General features: G+C 72.7%; 23 protein-coding genes. 12 read left to right on the top strand and 11 right to left on the bottom strand.

Annotated elements, in window-relative coordinates:
- Positions 1-67: 67 nt before the first annotated feature.
- Complete coding sequence (locus tag ACTZWW_RS05810) at positions 68-1,288, top strand: urate hydroxylase PuuD (RefSeq protein ID WP_444779997.1); 1,221 nt, start codon at positions 68-70, stop codon at positions 1,286-1,288.
- Positions 1,289-1,423: 135 nt separating this feature from the next.
- Positions 1,424-2,530 (top strand): AbrB family transcriptional regulator, encoded by a 1,107-nt coding sequence (locus ACTZWW_RS05805; protein ID WP_444779996.1) that lies wholly within the window; start codon positions 1,424-1,426, stop codon positions 2,528-2,530.
- Here ACTZWW_RS05805 and ACTZWW_RS05800 read toward each other — a convergent pair.
- A complete protein-coding gene (locus tag ACTZWW_RS05800) occupies positions 2,499-4,199 on the bottom strand; it encodes a SulP family inorganic anion transporter (protein ID WP_444779995.1) in 1,701 nt (566 codons plus the stop codon). The two genes, ACTZWW_RS05805 and ACTZWW_RS05800, sit on opposite strands and share 32 nt — an antisense overlap.
- 147 nt (positions 4,200-4,346) lie before the next feature.
- Between ACTZWW_RS05800 and ACTZWW_RS05795 the strand changes: the two genes are divergently transcribed.
- From ACTZWW_RS05795 to pncA, 7 genes are all read left to right on the top strand, one after another.
- Positions 4,347-5,318 (top strand): quinone oxidoreductase family protein, encoded by a 972-nt coding sequence (locus tag ACTZWW_RS05795; protein ID WP_444779994.1) that lies wholly within the window; start codon positions 4,347-4,349, stop codon positions 5,316-5,318.
- A gap of 13 nt (positions 5,319-5,331) precedes the next feature.
- A complete protein-coding gene (locus ACTZWW_RS05790) occupies positions 5,332-6,924 on the top strand; it encodes an ABC transporter ATP-binding protein (RefSeq protein WP_444779993.1) in 1,593 nt (530 codons plus the stop codon).
- Positions 6,924-8,003: an ABC transporter permease gene (locus ACTZWW_RS05785; protein WP_444779992.1), complete on the top strand. Its 1,080-nt coding sequence runs from the start codon at positions 6,924-6,926 to the stop codon at positions 8,001-8,003. The genes ACTZWW_RS05790 and ACTZWW_RS05785 overlap by 1 nt, the downstream gene beginning before the upstream one ends.
- Positions 8,000-8,917 (top strand): ABC transporter permease, encoded by a 918-nt coding sequence (locus ACTZWW_RS05780; RefSeq protein ID WP_444779991.1) that lies wholly within the window; start codon positions 8,000-8,002, stop codon positions 8,915-8,917. Before ACTZWW_RS05785 ends, ACTZWW_RS05780 begins: the two co-directional genes overlap by 4 nt.
- A gap of 15 nt (positions 8,918-8,932) precedes the next feature.
- Complete coding sequence (locus ACTZWW_RS05775) at positions 8,933-9,673, top strand: 3-keto-5-aminohexanoate cleavage protein (RefSeq protein ID WP_444779990.1); 741 nt, start codon at positions 8,933-8,935, stop codon at positions 9,671-9,673.
- 37 nt (positions 9,674-9,710) lie between these two features.
- A complete protein-coding gene (locus ACTZWW_RS05770) occupies positions 9,711-10,784 on the top strand; it encodes a BMP family ABC transporter substrate-binding protein (protein WP_444779989.1) in 1,074 nt (357 codons plus the stop codon).
- 87 nt (positions 10,785-10,871) lie between these two features.
- Positions 10,872-11,522, top strand: coding sequence for a bifunctional nicotinamidase/pyrazinamidase (pncA, locus tag ACTZWW_RS05765; RefSeq protein ID WP_444779988.1), 651 nt, complete (start codon positions 10,872-10,874; stop codon positions 11,520-11,522).
- 24 nt (positions 11,523-11,546) lie between these two features.
- On the opposite strand, the gene ACTZWW_RS05760 is transcribed toward pncA, so the two are convergent.
- Positions 11,547-11,984 (bottom strand): PaaI family thioesterase, encoded by a 438-nt coding sequence (locus ACTZWW_RS05760; protein ID WP_444780043.1) that lies wholly within the window; start codon positions 11,982-11,984, stop codon positions 11,547-11,549.
- A 132-nt stretch (positions 11,985-12,116) separates the two neighbouring features.
- On the opposite strand from ACTZWW_RS05760, the gene ACTZWW_RS05755 reads away from it, so the two are divergent.
- Positions 12,117-12,929, top strand: a complete 813-nt coding sequence (locus ACTZWW_RS05755; protein ID WP_444779987.1) for an enoyl-CoA hydratase — start codon at positions 12,117-12,119, stop codon at positions 12,927-12,929.
- Positions 12,926-13,483 carry a CoA-binding protein gene (locus ACTZWW_RS05750; RefSeq protein WP_444779986.1) on the top strand — a complete coding sequence of 186 codons (558 nt, stop codon included), beginning with the start codon at positions 12,926-12,928 and terminating at the stop codon, positions 13,481-13,483. The genes ACTZWW_RS05755 and ACTZWW_RS05750 overlap by 4 nt, the downstream gene beginning before the upstream one ends.
- 33 nt (positions 13,484-13,516) lie before the next feature.
- Here ACTZWW_RS05750 and ACTZWW_RS05745 read toward each other — a convergent pair whose 3' ends face one another.
- The 8 genes from ACTZWW_RS05745 to ACTZWW_RS05710 form a co-directional block, all read right to left on the bottom strand.
- Positions 13,517-14,476 carry an HpcH/HpaI aldolase/citrate lyase family protein gene (locus ACTZWW_RS05745; protein ID WP_444779985.1) on the bottom strand — a complete coding sequence of 320 codons (960 nt, stop codon included), beginning with the start codon at positions 14,474-14,476 and terminating at the stop codon, positions 13,517-13,519.
- The gene (locus tag ACTZWW_RS05740) at positions 14,473-15,552 is read right to left on the bottom strand and encodes a cysteine protease StiP domain-containing protein (protein WP_444779984.1); all 1,080 of its coding nucleotides are present in this window, start codon (positions 15,550-15,552) and stop codon (positions 14,473-14,475) included. Before ACTZWW_RS05740 ends, ACTZWW_RS05745 begins: the two co-directional genes overlap by 4 nt.
- Positions 15,552-16,325 carry a hypothetical protein gene (locus ACTZWW_RS05735; protein WP_444779983.1) on the bottom strand — a complete coding sequence of 258 codons (774 nt, stop codon included), beginning with the start codon at positions 16,323-16,325 and terminating at the stop codon, positions 15,552-15,554. The genes ACTZWW_RS05740 and ACTZWW_RS05735 overlap by 1 nt, the downstream gene beginning before the upstream one ends.
- Positions 16,322-17,434 (bottom strand): phosphoribosyltransferase domain-containing protein, encoded by a 1,113-nt coding sequence (locus tag ACTZWW_RS05730; protein WP_444779982.1) that lies wholly within the window; start codon positions 17,432-17,434, stop codon positions 16,322-16,324. Before ACTZWW_RS05730 ends, ACTZWW_RS05735 begins: the two co-directional genes overlap by 4 nt.
- A 7-nt stretch (positions 17,435-17,441) precedes the next feature.
- Positions 17,442-17,981 (bottom strand): DUF1523 family protein, encoded by a 540-nt coding sequence (locus tag ACTZWW_RS05725; protein ID WP_444779981.1) that lies wholly within the window; start codon positions 17,979-17,981, stop codon positions 17,442-17,444.
- Positions 17,978-18,226 carry a hypothetical protein gene (locus ACTZWW_RS05720; RefSeq protein ID WP_444779980.1) on the bottom strand — a complete coding sequence of 83 codons (249 nt, stop codon included), beginning with the start codon at positions 18,224-18,226 and terminating at the stop codon, positions 17,978-17,980. The genes ACTZWW_RS05725 and ACTZWW_RS05720 overlap by 4 nt, the downstream gene beginning before the upstream one ends.
- A gap of 173 nt (positions 18,227-18,399) precedes the next feature.
- Positions 18,400-18,786 carry an excalibur calcium-binding domain-containing protein gene (locus tag ACTZWW_RS05715; protein WP_444779979.1) on the bottom strand — a complete coding sequence of 129 codons (387 nt, stop codon included), beginning with the start codon at positions 18,784-18,786 and terminating at the stop codon, positions 18,400-18,402.
- 66 nt (positions 18,787-18,852) lie between these two features.
- Positions 18,853-19,587, bottom strand: a complete 735-nt coding sequence (locus ACTZWW_RS05710; protein WP_444779978.1) for an HAD hydrolase-like protein — start codon at positions 19,585-19,587, stop codon at positions 18,853-18,855.
- Between the two features lie 150 nt (positions 19,588-19,737).
- Between ACTZWW_RS05710 and ACTZWW_RS05705 the strand changes: the two genes are divergently transcribed.
- Complete coding sequence (locus ACTZWW_RS05705) at positions 19,738-20,268, top strand: VOC family protein (RefSeq protein ID WP_444779977.1); 531 nt, start codon at positions 19,738-19,740, stop codon at positions 20,266-20,268.
- Positions 20,269-20,331: 63 nt separating this feature from the next.
- On the opposite strand, the gene ACTZWW_RS05700 is transcribed toward ACTZWW_RS05705, so the two are convergent.
- On the bottom strand, positions 20,332-21,090 hold the full coding sequence (locus ACTZWW_RS05700; RefSeq protein ID WP_444779976.1) for an alpha/beta hydrolase: 759 nt from the start codon (positions 21,088-21,090) through the stop codon (positions 20,332-20,334).
- Between the last annotated feature and the right edge of the window lie 165 nt (positions 21,091-21,255).

Below are 21,255 nucleotides of genomic sequence, written 5' to 3'. Positions count from 1 at the left end.
CGCCCACTTCCCCCGCGCGCGCCGCTTCTCTAGGCTCGCCTCTCCCGTACCGCAGCGCAGCACCGCCATGATCGACGCCGTCACCACCGAATGGGCGAGCCAGCTCGGCCGCTGGATCCACGTCATCGCCGCCGTCGCCTGGATCGGCTCGTCCTTCTACTTCATCGCGCTCGACCTCTCGCTGAGGAAGCGCGACGGGCTGCCGAAGGGCGTGGGAGGCGAGACCTGGCAGGTGCACGGCGGCGGCTTCTACCGCATGCAGAAGTACCTCGTCGCGCCCCCGGAGCTGCCGAGGGAACTGACCTGGTTCAAGTGGGAGAGCTACGCCACCTGGCTGACGGGCTTCTTCCTGCTGGTGTGGATCTACTACGTCCAGGCGGACCTCTACACCGTCGACCCGGAGAAGCTCGCGCTCGCGCCCTGGCAGGCGGCGCTCGTGGGCATCGGCGCGCTGGCGCTCTCCTGGCTCGTCTACGACGGGCTGTGCAAGTCGCCGCTCGGGCGCAACGACGTCGCGCTGGGTGTGGTGCTGTTCGCCTTCATCATCGCGATGAACGTGGCCTTCCTGCAGGTCTTCTCGGATCGCGCCGCCTTCCTGCACACGGGCGCGATGATCGCGACCTGGATGTCCGCCTCCGTCTTCCTCGTCATCATCCCCAACCAGAAAATCGTCGTCGCCGACCTGATGGCCGGGCGCGAGCCCGATCCGGCGCTCGGCAAGCAGGCCAAGCAGCGCTCTCTGCACAACAACTACCTCACCCTGCCGGTGCTGTTCCTGATGCTCGGCACGCACTACCCGCTCGCGTGGACGAGCGCGTACGCCCCAGCGATCGTCGCCATGGTGATCGTCGCGGGCGCACTCGTGCGGCACTTCTTCAACACGATGCACGCCGGCAAGGGCTACGTCTGGTGGACCTGGGGCGGGGCGGCGGCGGCACTCGCGATCGCGGCCTTCCTCTCGGTCGCCGGGCGGCCGAGCTTCGCGACGGTGGACTGGAATGCCGGCGCCGATCGGCCGGAGGCGCAGACGGCCGCCTTCCAGGAGGCCATGCTCGTCGTCCAGGGGCGCTGCGCCATGTGCCACGCCACCGAGCCCGCCTGGCCGGGCCTCGCCTCGGCGCCCAAGGGCATGCGGTTCGAGAGCCCCGAGGACATCCTGCGCCACGCCGGCGCGATCCGCGCGCAGTCGGTCCTCACCGACGCGATGCCGCCCAACAACATCACCGGCATGACGCCGGACGAGCGCCGCCTCGTCGCCGCGTGGCTGGAGGAGGTGGCGGCGCGCTGAGACGCCGGCCCGAGCCTTGCATCGAGTGCATGCCCCTTCCGCAAGGGCACTCCGATAGGGTGCGTTCCGCCGGCGGCTCCGCTAGAGGGTCGGGCGGGTGGATGACGCACGCGGGCGCGACAGGGAGAGACACGGGTGGGCAGCTTCCTCGGCGAGCTTCGCAGCGGCTTCGCCGAGATGGCGCCGTCGCGCTTCCCCTACGCGCGCTTCCTCGCGGCCCTCGTGCTCGGCACGATCGGCGGGTACCTCTTCTTCAGAGCCGGCCTGCCGCTGCCCTGGATGCTCGGGCCGATGACGGTCTGCACGCTCGCGGCCCTCGTACGCGCGCCGATCTCGGCGCCGCCGGTCGTGCGCCCGCCGATGAGCGCGGTCATCGGCGTGCTGCTCGGCGCCGCCTTCACGCCGGACGTGATCGGGCGCCTCGACGAGTGGGTGATCTCGACCATCGGGCTCGCCGCCTTCGTCGCCGTCTCGGGCCTCGTCGTCGTGACCTACTTCCGCGTCGTCGCGCGCTTCGATCCGGTGACCGCCTACTTCTCCGGCATGCCCGGCGGGCTCGTCGAGATGGTGATCGTCGGCGAGGCGAAGGGCGGTGACGGGCGCACGATCGCGCTCATCCACTCCGCGCGCATCCTGCTCGTCGTCATGACGCTGCCCTTCCTCGTCCAATGGGTCGAGGGCGTGGCACTGGGCGCGCGCCCGGCGGCGGGTCCCTCGGTGCTCGACGCGCCGCTGTCGGCGGAAGCCTGGATCCTGGTCTGCGGCCTCGTGGGCACCTTCCTCGGCCACGTTCTGCGGCTCCCCGCCAAGGTGCTGCTCGGCCCGATGCTGGTCAGCGCCGCCGTGCACGTGACGGGGGTGAGCGACTTCCGCCCGCCGGTGGAGATCGTCGCGGGCGCACAGGTCGTGCTCGGCGTGACGATCGGCGCGCGCTTCCTCGGCACCCCGCCGCGCGAGATCCTGCGCATCCTCGTCCTCTCCGTCGGCTCGACCGTGATCCTTCTGGCGCTGACGCTCGCCTTCGCGAGCGTGGTGGGGCGGATCATGGGGCTCGGCACGGTGCCGCTGATCCTCGCCTATTCCCCCGGCGGGCTCGCGGAGATGAGCCTCGTCGCCATCGCCGTGCAGACGGAGGTCGCCTTCGTCGCGGCCCATCACATCATCCGCATCGTCCTCGTCATGGCCGGTGCGGGGCCGGTCTTCGCGCTCATCAACCGGGGCGGTCGCTCGGGGAGGACCTGAGCGCGCGCTCGGCGTCCGCCCGCGCGGCGGCGACGCTCGCGGCGTAGCGCACCACCGGCGGCTTGAGCCCGACGCGGGCGAGGAAGCGGCGCAGCTCCGGGCGCGCGCCGGCGACGATCACGAGCGCGCCACGCCCGCGCACCCGCGAGACGAAGCTCGCGAGCTCGTGCGCCGCGGACGAATCGACGAGCGGAACCGCGGAGAGGTCGAGCACCACGGCCGGCGGCACCCGCCCGATCCGCTCGAGCGCGGCGGCGACCGTCGAGGACGCGGCGAAGAAGAGCGGTCCCGTGAAGCGGTAGACCATCACGTCGCGCCCGCTCGCGGTCTCGCTCTCGTCGGGCGGGACGTCGGGGGCATCACCCGTCTCGCCCTCGACGCCCACCATCGTCGCCATGCGGTGCATGAACACGAAGGCGCCGAGCACGACGCCGACGAGGATGCCCTCGGTGAGATCCCGGAACACCACGACGAGGAAGGTCGCGAGCAGCACCACGGCCTCGGAGCGCGAGCGGCGCAGGATGGCCGCGAACTCGTGCTTCTCGGCCATGTTCCAGGCGACGAGAACGAGCACCCCCGCGAGGGCGGCGAGGGGCACGTAGGAAGCGAGCGGCGCGGCGACCACCATGAAGCCGAGCAGGAAGCCGGCGTGCAGGATGCCGGCCACCGGCCCCACCGCGCCCGAGCGCACGTTCGTCGCCGTCCGCGCGATCGTGCCCGTGACGCACAGGCCGCCGAACAGCGCCGAGCCGATGTTGGCCGCGCCCTGCGCTACGAGCTCCATGTTCGAGCGGTGCCGCCGGCCGCTCATGCCGTCGGCCACCACCGCCGAGAGCAACGATTCGATGCCGCCGAGCAGCGCGATGGCGAAGGCGTCCGGCAGGACCTCGATCACCCGCTCCCAGGACACCGCCGGCAGTGCCGGCGCCGGCAGGCCGCTCGGGATGCCCCCGAAGCGCGTGCCGATCGTCTCGACCGGCAGGTCGAGCGCAGCCGTCGCCGCCGCCGCGAGCGCCACCGCGATCAGCATGCCGGGCGCGGTGGGCCGCAGCCGCTTGACGCCGAGGATGACCGCGATCGTGGCCGCCGAGAGCGCGATCGCGAGAGGGCTCGCGCTCCCCGCCGCCTCCGCGAGGACGGCGAGCTTGTCGAGCACCGGTCCGGGCGCCGGCCCCGCGAGGGTGATGCCCAGCAGGTCCTCGAGCTGGCTCACGAAGATGATCGCCGCGATCCCGGCCGTGAAGCCGACGATCACGGGATGGGGGATGTAGCGGATGTAGGTGCCGAGCCTGAGTGCGCCGAGGGCGACGAGGATCACGCCCGCGATCATCGTCGCCAGCAGGAACCCGTCGTAGCCGTGGCGCGCGATGATGGCCGCGACGAGGACGATGAAGGCGCCCGCCGGTCCGCCGATCTGGTAGCGCGAGCCGCCGAGCGCCGAGACGATCGCGCCGCCCACGATGGCGGCGTACAGCCCGCTCTCGGGGCTCGCGCCGGACGCGATGGCGATCGCCATCGAGAGCGGCAGGGCCACGATCGCGACCGTGAGCCCGGCGAGCGCGTCTCGCCCGAGCGCCGCACGCCCGTAGCCCTCGCGCAGCACGGTCACGAGCTTGGGCGTGAAGTCCCGCGGCCAGGACGCCTCAGCGGCGCCCCGAGGCTCGATCATGCGCATCGGCCGAGCTCCCCCTTCTCGCAGGCATCATGGCACGACAGCTGCGTCTTTCGCAGGTGCGTCGTGCGGCCCGTCCGCTTCGGCATTGCCGCGCAGCCCGCCCCCTCCCTATGATCGCGGAGGAACGAGGAGATCGTGTCGATGACGAAGGCGATTCGGATTCATGCCGTGGGCGGGCCGGAGGTGATGGCGCTCGAGGACGTCGAGATCGGCGCCCCCGGGCCGGGCCAGGTGCGCGTGCGGCACACGGCGATCGGCGTCAACTTCATCGACGTCTACTTCCGCACCGGCGCCTACCCGGCTCCCCTGCCCTTCACGCCCGGCAACGAGGGCGCGGGCGTGGTCGAGGCCGTCGGAGAGGGGGTGAGCGACCTCGCCCCCGGCGACCGCGTCGCCTACGCGGCGGGGCTCGGCGCCTATGCGCAGGCACGGCTGATCGACGCCGACCGGCTCGTGAGGGTGCCGGACGCGATCACGGACGAGCAGGCCGCCGCGATGATGCTCAAGGGCATGACGGCGCAATACCTGCTGCGGCGCACCTATCGCGTGAAGGCGGGGGACACCGTGCTCGTGCACGCCGCCGCCGGCGGCGTCGGGCTCATCCTGGTGCAATGGGCCAAGCACCTCGGCGCCACCGTGATCGGCACGGTCGGCTCGGCCGAGAAGGGCGAGCTCGCCCGCGCCAAGGGCTGCGACCACGTCATCGACTATTCCAAGGAGAGCTTCCCCGAGCGCGTCGCGGAGATCACGAAGGGCGCCAAGTGCCAGGTCGTCTACGACGGCGTCGGCAAGGCGACCTTCCCCGGCTCGCTCGACTGCCTCGCCCCGCTCGGGATGTTCGCGAGCTACGGCTCGGCGTCGGGCAAGATCGAGGCCTTCGACATAGGGCTCCTCGCCCAGAAGGGCTCGCTCTTCGCCACGCGGCCGACGCTGTTCACCTACGTCGCCGCGCGCGACGACCTCGTCGCGACCGCGCAGGACCTGTTCGACGTCGTCGCGAGCGGCGCCGTCGAGATCCCGGTCCACGCCCGCGCGGCGCTCGCCGACGTCGGCGACGTGCATCGCGCGCTCGAAGGGCGCAAGACCACCGGCGCCACCGTCCTCACGCCCTGAGATCGCCACGACCTTGGCCGACGCTCTTCCCGCCTCCCCCGCCGCCGCCGCCGCCGTCGCGCCCGCCGACGACGCGCCCGCGCTGGTCTCCCTGCGCGGCGTCTCGAAGCGCTACGGCGACCTCCTCGCCAACGACGGCGTGGACCTCGCCCTGGCGCCCGGCGAGATCCACGCGCTCCTCGGCGAGAACGGCGCCGGCAAGTCGACCCTGGTGAAGATCCTCTACGGGGTGATCGAGCCGACCGCCGGCGAGATCCTGTGGGAGGGGCGTCCGGTCTCGATCCCATCCCCCGTCGCCGCCCGGGCGCTGGGTATCGGCATGGTGTTCCAGCACTTCTCGCTGTTCGAGGAGATGACGGTGGCCGAGAACGTCGCCGTCGCGCTGCCCGAGCGCGCCTTCGACGCGGTGCGCACGGAGCTCGCGGAGGTCTCCCGCGGCTGGGGCCTCGCGCTCGAGCCGGACCGGGCGGTGTGGACGCTCTCCGCCGGCGAGCGCCAGCGCATCGAGATCGTGCGCTGCCTGATGCAGAAGCCGCGCCTGATCGTCCTCGACGAGCCGACCTCGGTGCTCACGCCCCAGGAGAGCGAGCGGCTGTTCGAGACGCTGACGCGCCTCTCCGACGCGGGGACGGCGATCCTCTACATCTCCCACAAGCTCGAGGAGGTGCGCCGGCTGTGCCGGGCGGCGACGATCCTGCGCGGCGGCAAGGTCGTCGCGACGCTCGATCCGCGGGCGAGCAGCGCGCGCGAGATCGCCGCCCTGATGGTCGGCAGCGAGGTCGGCGAGGTGCGCGCGCATCTCTCCAAGGGCACGGGCGAGGAGGTGCTGCGGGTGGAGTCCCTGTCGCTGCCGCCGGAGGCGCTGCACGGCAAGTCGCTCGTCGACGTCGCGCTCTCTGTGCGCGCCGGGGAGGTCGTCGGCATCGCGGGCGTCGCCGGCAACGGCCAGAGCGAGCTCTTCGCCGCGCTCTCCGGCGAGCGGCTCGCGCCGAACGCGGGGGACGTCGTCGTCGCCGGCACAGGCGCGGGACGGCTCGGAATCGACGCCCGCCGGCGGCTCGGCGCCGCCTTCGTGCCGGAAGAGCGCCTCGGCCACGCCGCCGCGCCAAGCCACGGGCTGTCCGACAACACGGTCCTTTCCCATCACGCGACGAGCGGGCTCGTGAAGGCCGGCTTCGTCGCCTTCTCGGAAGCCGCGCGGATCGCGCGCTCGGTCGTCGGGCATTTCGACGTGCGCACGCCCTCGGACGACCCCGCCGCGCGCAAGCTCTCGGGCGGGAACCTGCAGAAGTTCGTCGTCGGGCGCGAGATCCTGCGCGGCCCGAAGCTCCTCGTCGTCGACCAGCCCACCTGGGGCGTCGACGCCGGCGCCGCGCGGCTGATCCGCCAGGCGCTCGTCGACCTCGCAGCCAAGGGAGCCGCCGTGCTCGTGATCAGCCAGGATCTCGACGAGCTCTTCGAGATCGCCGACCGCATGGCGGTGATCTCCGACGGGCGCCTCTCGCCGCTGCGCTCCGCCTCCGCCTGGACGCGCGAGGCCATCGGGCTCGAGATGATCGGGGCGCACGACGAGGCGGACGCGGCGCTGGCGCGGGAGCCCGCCTGATGCGCATCGAGCTGATCCCCCGCTCCGATCCGTCGCCGGTGGCCCGCGCGCTGGCGCCGCTGGCCGCGCTCGTCGTCGCCTTCCTGATCGCCGGGCTCGTCGTGGCGCTGATGGGCAAGTCGCCGGTCTCGGCCTTCGAGGTCTACATCCTCCAGCCGCTCGGCGACCCCTGGTCGCTGCGCGCCATGCTGGTGAAGGCGACGCCGCTGATCCTGATCGCCATCGGCCTGTCCTACTGCTTCCGCGCGGGCCTCTGGAACATCGGCGCGGAGGGGCAATTCGTGATGGGCGGCATCGCCGGCTCGGCGCTGGCGCTCGCCACCCACGGCAGCGATCCCGGCCCCTGGCTCCTGCCCGCGATGATGCTCGCCGGCATCGTCGGCGGCGCAGCCTGGGGAGCGGTTCCCGCCTTCCTGAAGGTGCGCTTCGGCGTGAGCGAGATCCTCACCTCGCTCTTCCTCGTCTACGTCGCCGAGCTGTTCCTCGACTGGCTCGCCCGCGGCCCCTGGCGCGACCCCGGCGGCTTCAACTTCCCGCAATCGGTCGTGTTCGAGAGCGCGGCGCGCCTGCCCGAGATCCCGGGCCTCGACCGGGTGCACGTCGGCGTCGTCTTCGCGGTGATCGCGGTCGTGATCACCGCCGTCGTGCTCGGCCGCACGCTCTTCGGCTACCGCCTCAAGCTCACCGGCGACGCGCCGCGCGCCGCGCGCTTCGCGGGCTTCGACGCGAGGCGCACGACGCTGATCGTCTTCCTGATCTCGGGAGGGCTCGCCGGGCTCGCCGGGATAGCCGAGGTGTCGGGCCAGATCGGGCGCGTGCTGCCGGACATCTCGCCCGGCTACGGCTTCACGGCGATCACGGTGGCGTTCCTCGGACGGCTGAACCCCTGGGGCATCCTCGCCGCGGGGCTGGTGCTGGCGCTCACCTTCATCGGCGGCGAGAACGCGCAGATCCTGCTGCGCCTGCCCTTCGACCTCACGGTCGCCTTCCAGGGCCTCGTCCTCCTGTGCGTGCTCACGGCGGATGCGCTGGTGAGCTATCGGCCGAGGCTCGTGAGACAGGCGGGGGCGCGCGCATGACGACGTTCGAGGCCATCCTCTTCACCATCGTCGCCGCATCGACGCCGCTCCTGATCGCCGCCATCGGCGAGCTCGTGGCGGAGCGCGCGGGCGTGCTCAACCTCGGCGTCGAGGGCATGATGGCGATGGGCGCGGTGTGCGCCTTCGCCGCCGCCTTCACCTTCGATTCGACGCTCGCCGGCATCGCCATGGGCATGCTGGCGGGCGGGCTGATGGCCGCCCTCTTCGCGCTGGCGGTGCTCGGCTTCGCGGCGAACCAGGTCGGCGCCGGGCTCGCGCTGACGATCTTCGGGCTCGGCCTGTCCGGCCTGATCGGCGCGCCCTTCGTCGGGCAGACGCGCCCGCGCGTCGAGGAATGGCCGATTCCCTTCCTGTCCGAGATCCCGCTCGTCGGCCACGCGCTGTTCTCGCAGGACCCGCTCGTCTACGTCGCCTTCGGCCTCGTCGCCGGCGTCGCCTTCTTCCTGGCGCGCACGCGCACCGGCCTGCGCCTGCGCTCGATCGGCGAGAACCACGTCTCCGCCCACGCGCTCGGCCTGCCGGTCCTGAAGACGCGCGTCTGGGCGGTGATCTTCGGCGGGCTGTGCGCCGGGCTGGCGGGCGCCTACCTGTCGCTCGTCTACACCCGCTTCTGGTCGCCGAACATGACCGCGGGGCGCGGCTGGATCGCGGTGGCCCTCGTCGTCTTCGCCGCGTGGCGGCCGACATGGGCGCTCGTCGGCGCGCTCGTCTTCGGCACGGCGACGGTGCTCCAGCTCCACGCCCAGGCCGCCCAGGTCGCCCTCCCCTCCCAGCTCCTCGCCGCCGCGCCCTACATCGCGACGATCCTCGCGCTGGTGCTGCTGTCGATCCGCCGCGGGAGGGCCGTGGGGGCGCCGGGGTCCCTGGGGACGCCGTTCGTGCCGGATCGGTAGGGGACGGGACGTCTCATGCTCTTGCGCACGCCGCTGATCCAAGCCGCCCTCAACGGCGCCCGCAGCCGCGCCGAGCACCCCGCGATCCCGCTGACGCCGGAGGACCTCGCCGCCGATGCGGCGGCGGTCGTCGCGGCGGGGGTCGGTGCGCTGCACGTGCATCCGCGCGACGCCGCGGGCGCCGAGACGCTGGAGGGCGAGGCCGTCGCCGCGGCGCTCGTCGCGATCCGCGCCGCCTGCCCCGGCATCCCCGTCGGCGTCTCCACCGGCGCCTGGATCGCGCCCGGCGGCGCCGAGCGGATCTCGGCGATGCGGGGCTGGCGGGTGCTGCCGGACTACGTCTCGATCAACCTTTCCGAGGACGACGCGCCCGAAGTCGCGGCACTCGCCCAGGAAATGGGCATCGGCATCGAGGCCGGCCTGTGGTCGCGCGGCGACGTCGCGCGCTTCCTGCACGAACCGTGGGCGCACCGGGTGCTGCGCGTGCTCGTCGAGATCACCGAGCAGGGCACGGACGCGGCGCTCGGCGCCTTCGAGGGCGTGGTCGCCGAGCTCGACGAGGGCGGCTGGTCGGGGCCGATCCTCTCGCACGGGCTCGACACCGGCTTCTGGCCGCTCCTGCCCGTCGCACTGCGCGCCGGGCACGATCTTCGCATCGGGCTCGAGGACGTGCTCGTCCTGCCGGACGGGTCTCCCGCCCCCGGCAACGCCGCGCTCGCCGAGGCGGCGCGCCGCCGTTGCACGGTCGCGGGATGAGTGCCAAAGTCGGTTACCCCCAGAACAAGAGGTCGTCATGAGGACAGGGACTTCGCTGATCGCCGCCGTCGCGGCGCTCGCAATCGGTGCGACGGCTGCCGTCGCGCAGCAGGACACCGCCAGGGTCGGCTTCATCTACGTCGGCCCGGTGGGCGACCACGGCTGGTCCTACCAGCACGACCAGGGCCGCCAGGCCGTCGAGGCCGCCTTCGGCGACCGCGTCGAGACGACCTTCGTCGAGAGCGTGCCGGAGTCCGACGCCGAGCGCGCCATCGAGCAGCTCGCCCGCACCGGCCACGACATCATCTTCACGACCTCCTTCGGCTTCATGGAGCCGACGCTCGCGGTGGCGCAGCGCTATCCGGACGTGAAGTTCGAGCACGCGACGGGCTACAAGCGCGCCGACAACCTCGCCACCTACGCGGCGAAGTTCCACGAGGGCCGCTACATCATCGGCCAGATCGCGGCACGGATGTCCGAGAGCGGCGTCATCGGCTACGTCGGCGCCTTCCCGATCCCGGAAGTCATCGCCGGCATCAACGCGTTCATGCTCGGCGCGCAGTCCATCAACCCGGACATCGAGCTGCGGGTCGTGTGGGTGAATTCCTGGTACGACCCCGCCCGCGAGGCGGACGCCGCCACCGCGCTGCTCGACCAGGGCGTCGACGTGATCACCCAGCACACCGACAGCCCCGCCCCGCTCCAGGCGGCCGCGGACCGCGGCGCGCTCGGCTTCGGCCAGGCCTCGGACATGGAGCGCTTCGCGCCCGAGGCGCAGCTCACCGCCATCGTCGACAACTGGAACGACTACTATGTCGAGCGAGTCCAGGCCGTGCTCGACGGCACCTGGGCGTCGCAGGACGTCTGGGGCGGCATCGATTCCGGCATGGTTGAGATGTCCGAGTACAAGAACATGCCGGACGACGTGAAGGCCATGGCCGAGGCCACCGAAGCCGCCATCGCCTCCGGTGAGCTGCATCCCTTCACCTGCCCCGTCATGGCGCAGGACGGCACGGAGGTGCCGTGCGAGGGCGACGGCGTTCTCTCCGACGGGCAGATCCTCGGCATGAACTTCTACGTCCAGGGCATCGACGCCCAGCTGCCTAACTGACGCGCCGCACGCGACCGGCACCCGCGCGCGCGGCGCCCGGCGCCGCGCGCGCTTCCTCGCAGAACGAAGACGCCGAGGGAGCGCCCGATGGACCTGACGCTCTGCGAGGAGGACGTCCTCCTCGCGATCGACGTGCAGTACGACTTCCTGCCCGGCGGGGCGCTGGCGGTGAGCGACGGCGACGCCGTGATCGCCCCGATCGACGCGCTCGCGCGGCGCTTCGCCAGCCATCGCGGCCATCTCGTGCTGACGCAGGACTGGCACCCGCCCCACCACGCCTCCTTCGCCTCGAGCCATCCCGGCCGGGCACCCTTCGAGACGATCGAGATGCCCTGGGGGCCGCAGGTCCTGTGGCCGGACCATTGCGTCCAGGGCTCCCGCGGCGCGGAAATCTCGCGCGCGCTCGAGTGCGCCAGCGCCGCCGAGCTCGTCATCCGCAAGGGCTTCCACCGGGACGTGGATTCCTACTCCGCGTTCCGCGAGGCCGACCGGCACACCCACACCGGCCTCGCCGGCTACCTGCGCGAGCGCGGCCTGAAGCGCGTCTTCTGCGCGGGGCTCGCCACCGACTTCTGCGTCGCCTGGACCGCGCTCGACGCGCGTGCCGAGGGCTTCGAGACCGTGGTCGTGCTCGACGCCTGCCGCGCCATCGACAAGGACGGATCCCTCGCCGCGGCGCTCTCCGACCTGGAGCGCGCTGGCGTCGTGATCTGCCGGACGGGCGACCTCCTCGCCTGAGGTCCCTCCGCGACGGCGCCCGCCTCAGCCCGGCAGCGCGTACGTTCCCGTGGCGTGGCACACGGGCTCGCCCGCGCCGTCCGAGCGGATCGTCACCTCGCCGACCGCGAGCCGACGGCCGAGCTTGAGCAGCCGGGTGTCGGCGACGAGCGCCGCCTGGGGCGGCTTGCGCAGGAAGTTGAAGGAGAGGCTCGTCGTCACGGCCAGCGCGACCGGGCCGACGTTGGCGAGGACCGCCACGTAGAGCGCGAGGTCGGCGAGGGTCATCATCGACGGGCCCGACAGCGTGCCGCCCGGGCGGACGTGGCGCGGGTGGAAGTCGAGCCGCATCCGCGCCGTGAGCGGCCCCACCGCCTCCACGTGCCAGATGCGGCCGTCGAGATAGATCTCCGGGAACTCGCGCTCGAGGAAGGCCTCGACCTCGGGCGCGCTCATCACCGGCCGGGTCGCGCCCTCGCGCATTGCCGGAGGCTCGCTCATCGGGCACTCTCCCCTCGCACACGACGGGTCTCGCGCCCGCTCGACCCATCCAAGCCCGTGCGCCGGGCGAGATCAAGCGCGGGCGCAGTCCCACCATACGCCGCGGAGGAGAGCATGAACGCCCATACCGGCCGCGACGCGCCCCCGGTCCGCCGCAGCGACGTGGACGGCGTCTGCACGCTCGTCCTCGACCGCCCGCGCTCACGCAACGCCTTGTCGGACGCCACGATCGCCCTCCTGCACGAGAGCCTCGACGCGATCGCGGCCGACCGCTCCGTGCGCTGCGTGGTGCTCGCGGCGGAGGGGCCGGCCTTCTGCGCGGGGCACGACCTCAAGGAGATGACGGCGCGCCGCGGCGATGCCGACCGCGGCCGGGCCTATTTCGAGGACCTGATGCGGCGCTGCTCGGCGATGATGCAGGCGATCGTCGCGCTGCCCCAGCCGGTGATCGCCGCGGTGGAGGGCGTCGCCACAGCCGCCGGCTGCCAGCTGGTCGCCACCTGCGATCTCGCGGTCGCCGGCGAAGGCGCGCGATTCGCCACGCCCGGCGTCCATATCGGGCTGTTCTGCTCGACGCCGATGGTCGCGCTCTCGCGCAACCTCGCGCCCAAGCACGCGATGGAGATGCTGCTTCTCGGCGAGCCGGTCGACGCCCGCGAGGCGCACCGGCTCGGCCTCGTGAACCGCGTCGTCCCCGCCGGCGGGGCGCTGGAGGCGGCGCAGGCCCTCGCCCGCTCGATCGCCGGGCGCTCGACGCTCACCGTGGCCACCGGCAAGCGGGCCTTCTACCGGCAGGCGGAGATGGGCCTCGCCGAGGCCTACGACTACGCGGCGCGGGTGATGGCGACGAACATGATGGCGCGCGACGCGGAAGAAGGTATCAACGCCTTCGTCGAGAAGCGCCCGCCCGCCTGGGAAGACAGATGAGACACGAGACCTCCGCCGGAACCGCATCCACCCCGCTCGCCTATCCCGATGCCCTGATCCGCGAGATCCTCACCACGACGCGGTCGATCGCCCTCGTCGGCGCGTCGAGCAACCCGGCGCGGCCGAGCTTCATCGTGATGAAGTACCTCCTCGGCCGCGGCTTCGCGGTGATCCCGATCAACCCCGGCCAGGCCGGCGGCGAGATCCTCGGCCAGCGCGTCTACGCGAGCCTCGCGGATCTCGACCAGCCGGTCGACATGGTCGAGATCTTCCGCAACTCGGCAGCAGCCGGCTCGATCGTCGACGAGGCTCTGGCGCTCGAGCCGAAGCCGCGCACGATCTGGATGCAGCTCTCCGTGCGCAACGACGAGGCCGCCGCCCGGGCCGAGGCCGCGGGGGTGCGGGTGGTGATGGACCGCTGCCCCAAGATCGAGTTCGGCCGCCTCTCGGGGGAGATCTCCTGGCAGGGCGTCAACTCGCGCGTCCTCTCCGCCAGGAAGCCCACCCGCGCCGCGGGCGGCGTGCAGAAGCTGACGCTCGGCCCCAAGCGCTGAGGAAGAAGCGCCGAGGCGGCCTCGCCCGATGGCTCACCCCGTCGCGTCCGCCGCCCAGGCCTCCTCCGTGACGCCGTAGAGCGCGGCGCGGGCGACGACCCGGCGGGCCCAGGCACGGTGGACGGTCGGCTCGCACATGGCGCCCGCGTGCTGGAACACGGCGCGAGCGTCCTCCTCCAGGATCGCCCGCGCGCTCGCCAGCTGGTCGGCGCCCACGGCGTAGGCGGCGTGGATGATCGCCACCTGCATCGGGTGGATCGCCGTCTTGCCGGAGAGCCCGAAAGCGACGTCGCGCGCCGCCTCGCGGGCGAGCGTCGCCGGGTCGCGCACGATGTCGAAGACGGGCGCGGTCAGCGCGAACCCGGCGGGGATCATCAGCCCCGCGAGCTGCGCGACGAGCGGCCCGAGCGGCCCCTCGTAGAGCGTCTCGCCGGGCATGCGCCGCAGGCCGAGGCAGGCGAGGAGGTCGTTGCCGCCGATGCGCAGCGCCAGCACGCGCCCGCGCGCGGTCGCGACGAGCTCGTCGCGCAGGTCGCGCATGGCGAGCGGGTCGAACACCTCGGGCGTCTCGAGCGTCGGCATCAAGAGGAGGTCGCGCCCGCCGAGCGCCGCGACCCAGGCGGCGACCGCACCGGGGCGCACCTTGGGTGCGACGAGGCCGGTGAGGCGCTCGGCCCCGGGCAGCGCGGCGATCTCGCGCGCCATGGCGAGCGAGCGCGGGCGCACGAACAGCAGCGGCGCGTCGGGCGTCGGGGCGTCGGAGCGCGTCAGCGCGGCCAGGAGCCCGCGCAGGTTCGCCAGCGCGTCCCCGATGTCGGTCTCGGCGACGGCGTCCTCGAGGCACAGCACGATCGAGCGCAGCCCCGACAGCTTGGCGCCGGTCGCGACTGCCCAGATGTCGGGCCGGGTCGCGGGGACGTAGAGCGTCGCGCCGAGCGCGAGCGGGTCGATGCCGCCGGCGCGGGAGAGGTCGCAAGGCGCGGTCTTCGTCACGACACCCTCCGGATCAAGGTCAGCGCGCGGTAGGGGGCGATGGCCTCGCCCGCCTCCTCGAGCGGAACGTCGCGCTCGCGCGCGAGGTGAACGAGCGCCGCGCAGTCGGGGTCCGCCGCTGACGCCACGAAAACCCGCTCGGGCACACGGCGCAAGACCGCGCGCGTCGCCTCGGCGATGCCAGGCTTGATGCGGTTGAGGTTGTCCACGTCGAACCGCGCGGCGACGGACGCCACCACCGCACGCGAGGCCTCCCGCCGCCGCGCCCGGTCCGGGTCCTCCGGGCGGATCGGCAGCACGCCGGGATCGCGCAGCGCCGGCGCGACGCACGCCCAGAGCGCCTCGACGTGATCGCGGGTGACGTCGTGCGCGGCGAGGTGGTCCCAGACGCGGCAGCCGTGGAAATCGTCGGCGCCGATGGCCTCGTTGAGGATCGTGCGCGAGACGAGGCCCGAGACCGTGGCGCCGAGGATGCCGGACGGGATCAGCCAATCCTCGCCCGAGGCGGAGAGCCAGGCGCGGCCGCAGGGGTCGGCGAGCGTCACGAGGCGGGGCGCGTAGTCGCTGCGCCCCGCGAGGGTGCGCGCGAGCTCCCCGGCGATCGCGCCCTTGCCGGTCCAGCCGTCGACGAAGACGGCACCGGCGGACGGCCGGCGCCGGGCGACGTGGGCGAGCGCGACGGCGTCGATGCCCCGGTCGCGGATGATCGAGATGCCGGCATGCGCCACGTCGCGCCCCAGCGCGACGAGCGCACGCTTGAGCAGCACGCCGAGCGGCGCGCCGGCGCGCACGAGGCTGAGCAGCGTGATCGGCCCCTCGATCGCAGCATCGAGGCCCTTCGCCAGCCCAGCGATCTCACGACCCGCCCGCGCCGCGTGGCGGGCGAGCGCGTCGGCATAGAGCGCGCGGTAGGCGGACGAGGGCGGCTCCTCGCGGCCGATCATCTCGGAATAGTGCCGGGCGCCGGACTGGATCGCCCGCTCCTTGTCCTGCGTCGGCGTCTCGGCGAGCGTCAGCGGCGTGAGCAGGAAGGCGATGTCGCCCTGGGCGAAGGAGCCGGGAAAGCCGCCGTCCATCACGCCCCTCCCCGGTGCGGCGGATCGCCCGAGCCGAGCGCCCTCGCGAGCTGGCTCCGCGCCGGGACGCCCCAGAAATCGCACTCCGCGAGGAAGGGCAGGTCCGTGAGGCTGTCGCCGAGGCCGAGCGCCGGCCGATCCGGCTCGCCCGCGCGCAATCGCTCCAGCAGATGGACCACCGCCCGGCGCTTCGAGAGCGCCGGCGGCAGGAGGCCGAGATTGTTGCCGTTGTGGTGGACCGTCCAGCCCGCGAGATCGAAGGCTGCGGCGAGTGCATCCGCGATCTCGGGAAGGCGCCCGCCGTCCCCGTCGTTCTGCTTGAACACGGTGTAGGCCGAGACCGTCTCCTCCGTCACGATCCAGGAGCGCGCATCGATCCCCGCCGTCTCGGCCGCCGCGCGGCCGTGGGCGAGGAGCGCGGCCAGCGCCTCCTCGTGGGCGCCGAGATCGCGCGCCATCACCGCCGCCCAGTCGGGATCGGGCACGCCGGCGGCGTCGAGGATCACCGCGCCGTTCGAGACGATCGCGAAGGAGGCGAAGGGGATCGCCACGCGGGAGTAGGCCTCCCGCGAGCGGGCGGTGACGGGGATCGTCTCCCCCGTTCCGATCAGCCAGTCCACGAACGCCTTCTGGCGGCGCGTCATCATCGAATGGGCGCCGTTCGTCGCGCGCGCGGCCAACGTCAGCGTATCCTCGGGCGCGTCCGGCGGGCACTTTGGGCGTGTCTGGAAGAGGGTGTCGTCGAGATCGACGAACACGATGGGCCGGCTCATGGCAGGATCTCCGCGTCCTCGAGGACCTGCGCCCCGAGCGCCGCGACGAGCGCCGGGTCGAGCGTCGTGCGCCCGGTCTCGACGCACACGAGGATGCGATCGTAGGGCTCGCGCGTGACGTTGTAGAGAAAGTTCGGGATGCCGAGGCCGTAATTGTCGCCGAAGGCGAGCGCCGTCTCCACGGCGTGGCCCACCGCGATCGGCGAGCGCGTGATCGCGGAGAAGCGCACGTCGGCCCCCGCCGCCTCGAGCGCCTCGGCCAGCAGGAAGGGCGGGAAGACGTACTCGCCCGTCCCCAGCACGAGGATGCGCTCGCCCGGGCGCGGCGCGAGACCGGCGAGCGCGGGGCGGCGGTGCGCGCGCACGCCGAGGCGTCCCCAATCCCGCGCCGGATCGGGCGAATGCGCGCCGCGCGCGGTGACGTCGACCGCAGGCATCTCGGGGAGCGGCGCGCCGGGGGTCGGCCGCCACTCGTAGCGTCCCTCGAGCAGCGTCGCGTTCGACGCGCCGAGCGCGCGCGCCGCCTCCCCGCCCGACCAGTCGGTGAGCGTCGCGAGCACGATCCGCTCGGGCGCGAGGCCCGCCTCGCGGAAAGCGTGGGCGAGGTTGAGGAAGGTCTTCCCGGTGGAGGCCTCGTCGTCGACGAGCACGAGGCTCCTCGCCCCGCGTGCGAGCGCCGCGAGCGCCGGATCGACGGGGGCGTGGACGAGGTGGCGCGTCGCGTGGCTGTGCTCCTCCTCGAACGTGAGCCACAGGGGCGAGCCGAGCGGGTGGCGCGTGGTGGGCAGGTAGACGACGTCCGACCGCCCGGTCGCTTCGACATAGTCCTGCTGCACGCCGGCCCCGAGCGCGATCGCGGTCTCGGCCATGCCGACGACGAGCACAGGCCCGGGCAGGTCCGCCGGGATCGCCCCCGCGAGGTCGCGGGTCGCCGCGCGCATGATCGACGGCGCCACGGGGATGTGGCGCCCGAGCACCTTCGAGACGAAGAGGAAGGCGCGCTTGGGATTGCGCCGCTCGGCGAAGCCGAACAGGTCCTGCGGCGCGCGCAGGCTCCGCGCGACGGTGACGCCGATCGTCCCCGTCGCGAGCCGTGCCTCGAGCCTCATGCCGGGATCAGAGGGAGGCCGTGCGACGGCGGCGCCAGCGCGCCACCGACCACCAGACCCAGGCGATCACGCCGGCGAGGAGGATGAAGAAGACGATGTTGAACCACGGGATCGGCGTATGGCCGGGCTCCACGCGCTCCACCGACACCGCGTTGGGGAACCACGAGAACATCGGGACGCGCCAGCCGTAATGCGTGACGAGGGCGCGGTTGTCCGGCTCACGGGCGATCGCGCCGGCGCGCTGATGGACGTTGGCCGAATCGAACTTGAAGTACCAGGGGAAGCCCCAGCCGGTGTCCTCGTTGTAGTAGACGCGCGCGTCGCCGCTGTCCGGATCCTCCGCGAAGATCACGTAGACGTCGCGCGTGGCGCCCGGCAGCTCGTTGTTGGCCGTGTCGCCGTCGCGATCGACGCGCCGGATGTCGGTCGAGGTGATGCGGACGACGTCGTAGCCGGGCAGGTTGTAGTGCAGGAAGGCGCCCAGCGGCAGGAGCACGATCAGGAGAAGCAGCACCTTCACCAGCGTGCCGCGAAACATGTCCTTCATCCGTAGACTCCGACCAAGATGAGAATTCCGAGGAGCAGGAGGGGGACGCCCACCAGGTGGATCCAGAGGCGCCGCCCGGTGGAGCGTCGCCATTGCGCGATGTCGTGTTCCAATGCCGCGCCGTCAAGCTCGTCGGAGAGCCGCGCGCGCCCGCGCCGGCGAATTTCGCCGAGCGTCAGCACCGCCTCGCGGGTGAGCGTGAGGAGCGCCGCGAGCACGAGGAAGACCGTGAGCCAGCGCGTCACGCGCCCGCCTCCGTCCTCGTCCGCGCGTCGCGAACTCCCGCCGAGAGCCGCCCCGAAAGCCGCCCCATGCGCCGCCTCCCCTTCGCGCCTCGTTGTCGCACGACGCACCCGACCGCGCCACCCCCGCCGGGCGGACGCGAGGTCGCGACGGTCCATGGGTCAAGCGCGCGTGCTCAGCAGCCGATGGCGCGGCGGATCTCGTCGACCTGGGCGCGCGAGCGGCAGACCGTCTCGCACGGGATGCCGTCGTTGTCCCCATCGGCGCGCGAGTAGCCGCCGCACCACATCTCGACCGCCTCGCGGCAGGAACGGGCCGAGCGGCAGGTGCGGCGCTGGGCGAGGATGATGGGCGCGCCCTGCGTCCGCAGGATCTCCAAGTCCGCGAGCACGTGGTCCGCGAGCACGTGGTCCGCGAGCACATGGTCCGCGAGCACTCGCGCGACCATGTCCACGGACGGAACCGGCATGGAGGGCGCGGAGCGGTCCTCGGCGGCGGCGAGGGAGGCGACGGCGGCGACGAGGCCCGCCAGGGCGAGCCGACGGGCGATGCGGGCGAGCATGAGCGATCTCCAGAAGGACCCTACCTGGAGTTTTGCAATTAACGCTCGTCGTCACAACCCTGGAATCTACATACCCGCTACGCGCGTCATGCGCGCATCCAGGTCCGCGCCCGGGACCAATGCGGCCGCGATGTCGGCGACCTCCTCGAAGCGGTGCGCCTCGGGCAGCGCGCGGGCCAGCGCCTCGGGCGTGTTGTAGCCCCATGCGACCGCTCCGAAGGCGAGTCCGGCGTCGCGAGCGGCTTCGCCATCCCGGATCTCGTCGCCGATGCAGATCACGCGCGGCGGCACGACGCCCGCGCGGCGGGCCACCGCGCGGAACACCCGCGCCTTGCCGAAGAGCTTGGCGCCGCAGGCGAACTGGCTCACCCGCGCGGCCTCCTGCACACCCAGAGCGCGGCGCACCGCCGCCTCGCCGTTCGAGCTGACCACCGCCACGGCGACGCCCGCGTCGTGCAGCGCGGCGAGCATGTCCCGGATGCCGGTGAAGAGCGCGATCTCCGAGCGCGCGGCGCGCGCGTGGACGTGCCGCGCGATGGCCGGGAGCTTCCAGGCGGGGATGCGCAGGAGCGCAACGATCTCGCGCGCCGAGAGCCCGCGCATGGCGTCCAGGTCGAGCGGGCGCGGCAGCGCGATCGCGAAGCGCTCCGCGATGTCGTCGAGCTGGGCGAGGAACCAGGGCAGCGTGTCGGCGAGCGTACCGTCGAAATCGAAGATCGCGAGCGCGAAGGGCGGCTCGGGCGAGCGGGCGCTCGTCCCGGATCGGATTCGTCGCGTTGCTTCGGCGGTACGCAGCGTCATGACGATCCCTCTCGCGGACGTCCTGGCGGAGCCTTCCGGGGGATTGTGCACCGCACAAGCGCGGGCCGCAACCCGGGACAGCCCGGATGAACAGGGCACCCTTGCATCAACGCAATTGTCTCGTGGAGAGAGTGGGCGCATCATCGGCAGATGAGCAACGAACCCGTCTCCACTCCCCTTTCCGCGCAGGCCGCTGCCGCGGCCTCGGGCTCGATCGCGCCGGGCGCGCGAATCGGCCACGTGCACCTCAAGGTCGCCGACCTGGAGCGCGCCATCGGCTTCTACCGCGACGTGCTGGGCCTCTCCGTCACGCAGCGATACGGCCGCGACGCGGCCTTCCTCTCCGCCGGCGGCTACCACCATCACATCGGCCTCAACACCTGGCAGAGTCGCGGCGGTGCCCGGCCGGCGCCGGGGACGGCGGGCCTGTTCCACGTGGCGATCCTCTACCCGAGCCGCGCTGACCTCGCGGCGGCGCTGCGTAGGGTGCTGGCGGCGGGCGTGGCCCTCGCCGGCGCCTCGGACCACGGCGTCAGCGAGGCGCTCTACCTCGAGGACCCGGACGGGAACGGCATCGAGCTCTACTGGGACCGGCCGGAGGAGGACTGGCCGCGCGACGCCTCGGGGGGGCTCGCGATGACGACCCGCCGGCTCGACCTTGACGGACTGCTCGGGGCCTGACGCGAGGGGACCGCTCGGTGCGGTTCTCCCGTGCGGCATCCGACCCCGCAGGCGCGGCGAGCCTCAGCCGTCGTCGTCCTCGCGCGGCTTCGCGGCCGCCGGCAACGCGCTCTGCGCGGCCGCGGCCTCGGCCTCCTCGCTCGGCACGGCGGGAGCGGGCTGCCGGGCGGCCTCCTCGGTCTTGGGCCCGACGCGCCCGTCGAGATAGCCGCCCACCGCCTCCATCAGCTCGTCGATGCGGCCGTCGAAGAAGTGGTTCGCGCCCTCGATCACCGCGTGCTCGATCTGGATGCCCTTCTGCGTCTTCACCTTCTCGATGACGCTCATGACCTCCTTGACCGGCGCGACGCGATCCTCCGAGCCGTGCACGAACAGGCCCGAGGAGGGGCACGGCGCGAGGAACGTGAAGTCGTAGCGGTTGGCCATGGCGCCGATGGAGACGAAGCCCTCGATCTCCGGGCGGCGCATCAGGAGCTGCATGCCGATCCAGGCGCCGAAGGACACGCCCGCGATCCAGCAGGAGCGCGCGTCCGGGTTCACGGACTGCGCCCAGTCGAGCGCCGCGGCGGCATCCGAAAGCTCGCCCGCGCCGTGGTCGAAGGCGCCCTGCGAACGGCCGACGCCACGGAAGTTGAAGCGCAGCACCGAGAAGCCGCGCTGCACGAAATCGTAGTACAGGTTGTAGACGATCTGGTTGTTCATCGTCCCGCCGAACTGCGGGTGCGGGTGCAGCACGATCGCGATCGGCGCGCCCTTCTTCTTGGAGGGCTGGTAGCGGCCCTCGAGCCGCCCGGCGGGGCCGGCGAAAATTACCTCAGGCATGCCTCGTCCTCTCGACACGGGTCGCCACGGCCGCGGGCCCGGAACGCGCTCCCGGGCCGCCGCGCCCGCCGCCGCGCCGGAAAACGCGTCGGCGAGCCTTGACTTGCCGCGGGATGCTTCCCTAAATCACTCTTAGAATAATTCTAACCGCTTAGAACCGTTCTA

Origin of the sequence: Salinarimonas sp. NSM (assembly GCF_052380005.1) — a bacterium.
GTDB lineage: Bacteria > Pseudomonadota > Alphaproteobacteria > Rhizobiales > Beijerinckiaceae > Salinarimonas.
This window is presented reverse-complemented; position numbering and strand designations above follow the sequence as displayed.

Coding starts and splice junctions, on each gene's coding strand:
- ACTZWW_RS05810 (WP_444779997.1), top strand. CDS start 68: ATGATCGACGCCGTCACCACCGAATGGGCGAGCCAGCTCGGCCGCTGG.
- ACTZWW_RS05800 (WP_444779995.1), bottom strand. CDS start 4,199: ATGATCGAGCCTCGGGGCGCCGCTGAGGCGTCCTGGCCGCGGGACTTC.
- ACTZWW_RS05795 (WP_444779994.1), top strand. CDS start 4,347: ATGACGAAGGCGATTCGGATTCATGCCGTGGGCGGGCCGGAGGTGATG.
- ACTZWW_RS05785 (WP_444779992.1), top strand. CDS start 6,924: ATGCGCATCGAGCTGATCCCCCGCTCCGATCCGTCGCCGGTGGCCCGC.
- ACTZWW_RS05780 (WP_444779991.1), top strand. CDS start 8,000: ATGACGACGTTCGAGGCCATCCTCTTCACCATCGTCGCCGCATCGACG.
- ACTZWW_RS05775 (WP_444779990.1), top strand. CDS start 8,933: ATGCTCTTGCGCACGCCGCTGATCCAAGCCGCCCTCAACGGCGCCCGC.
- ACTZWW_RS05770 (WP_444779989.1), top strand. CDS start 9,711: ATGAGGACAGGGACTTCGCTGATCGCCGCCGTCGCGGCGCTCGCAATC.
- pncA (WP_444779988.1), top strand. CDS start 10,872: ATGGACCTGACGCTCTGCGAGGAGGACGTCCTCCTCGCGATCGACGTG.
- ACTZWW_RS05760 (WP_444780043.1), bottom strand. CDS start 11,984: ATGCGCGAGGGCGCGACCCGGCCGGTGATGAGCGCGCCCGAGGTCGAG.
- ACTZWW_RS05755 (WP_444779987.1), top strand. CDS start 12,117: ATGAACGCCCATACCGGCCGCGACGCGCCCCCGGTCCGCCGCAGCGAC.
- ACTZWW_RS05750 (WP_444779986.1), top strand. CDS start 12,926: ATGAGACACGAGACCTCCGCCGGAACCGCATCCACCCCGCTCGCCTAT.
- ACTZWW_RS05740 (WP_444779984.1), bottom strand. CDS start 15,552: ATGGACGGCGGCTTTCCCGGCTCCTTCGCCCAGGGCGACATCGCCTTC.
- ACTZWW_RS05735 (WP_444779983.1), bottom strand. CDS start 16,325: ATGAGCCGGCCCATCGTGTTCGTCGATCTCGACGACACCCTCTTCCAG.
- ACTZWW_RS05730 (WP_444779982.1), bottom strand. CDS start 17,434: ATGAGGCTCGAGGCACGGCTCGCGACGGGGACGATCGGCGTCACCGTC.
- ACTZWW_RS05725 (WP_444779981.1), bottom strand. CDS start 17,981: ATGAAGGACATGTTTCGCGGCACGCTGGTGAAGGTGCTGCTTCTCCTG.
- ACTZWW_RS05715 (WP_444779979.1), bottom strand. CDS start 18,786: ATGCTCGCCCGCATCGCCCGTCGGCTCGCCCTGGCGGGCCTCGTCGCC.
- ACTZWW_RS05710 (WP_444779978.1), bottom strand. CDS start 19,587: ATGACGCTGCGTACCGCCGAAGCAACGCGACGAATCCGATCCGGGACG.
- ACTZWW_RS05705 (WP_444779977.1), top strand. CDS start 19,738: ATGAGCAACGAACCCGTCTCCACTCCCCTTTCCGCGCAGGCCGCTGCC.
- ACTZWW_RS05700 (WP_444779976.1), bottom strand. CDS start 21,090: ATGCCTGAGGTAATTTTCGCCGGCCCCGCCGGGCGGCTCGAGGGCCGC.